Source organism: Citrobacter sp. S-77 (genome assembly GCF_963864895.1).
In the GTDB taxonomy this organism is placed as follows: domain Bacteria; phylum Pseudomonadota; class Gammaproteobacteria; order Enterobacterales; family Enterobacteriaceae; genus Citrobacter; species Citrobacter murliniae.
The window spans coordinates 1-890 of sequence record NZ_CAWLWU010000015.1 but is presented as its reverse complement, the minus strand read 5'-3'; the positions used below and the strand labels follow the sequence as shown (position 1 = coordinate 890).

Annotated in this window: 1 protein-coding gene; it reads right to left on the bottom strand. The window is 40.3% G+C overall.

What is annotated here, in order from left to right:
* Positions 1 to 56: 56 nt before the first annotated feature.
* Positions 57 to 890: type II secretion system protein GspD (locus tag AACS05_RS24805; RefSeq protein WP_045438216.1), on the bottom strand; the 834-nt coding region annotated here is incomplete at its 5' end.

The following is an 890-nucleotide window of genomic DNA, read 5'->3' as shown; positions in this document are numbered from 1 at the left end:
AAATAAACATAAGTATCAGGCTGCGGCGTGCTCCTCGCAGAGCTGCGGTGCCTGCCTCAGCCTGATACTTTCTTAACCTGAAGGATTACAACAATATCCGATTTTGTTTTTTCAGTTGATGAGGAAGAAAGAAAGCCAGGAAGAAACGAAAATCCTGTTTCAGCATCACTATCTTTAGTTTCAGCAAGTCCGCCCAATAAAATAATATCTCCATCAGAAACTGAAACATCTGTAGTAACACCACGTTTAATTAACGTGGGACTGTTATTAACGCCTGTATCAGTTTTAACAAAGTTAGATAACTCCTGCCTGATAGCAATATCGATAGAATTCTGGCGAATATATGGCAAAACATTAAAAATCACACCACTTGAACGATACTCAACAGACTGAACCGGTCTTTCACCCTGATAAGTAACCTGCCCCAAAACAGGCACATCAGAACCGACGCTAAATGAAGCACTGGAGCCGCTGCGCACACGCAAACGAGGAGAGCTAACAACATGAAAACGACTATCTGTTTTGAATAGCTCATACAGCGCATCAAGAGAGCCAGTATTGATTTTTATAAAGTTATCAAAGGTTTGAGATGAGCCAATGCCAATATTGACTTTCCCAGAAAGAAGTTTTGCAGCAAGCGCCAATCCAGAGCCGTTTTTTTCAGAAGACTGCACTTCAAAAACATAACCATAGACTAAAGCCTCAGAAACAGGCACATCTATAAGAGGAAGTATCTTATTAATTTTTGAAATATCAGATTTAGAACCAAAATATACAAGGACATCACCAGAACGATTCATGAAATCACTTGCAGAGCCAAAACTAGCTTGACCAGCAGAAAGTTGAGATGAGTCGCCAATATCTCCAGAAGAACCAAATCGCCCTGAAAA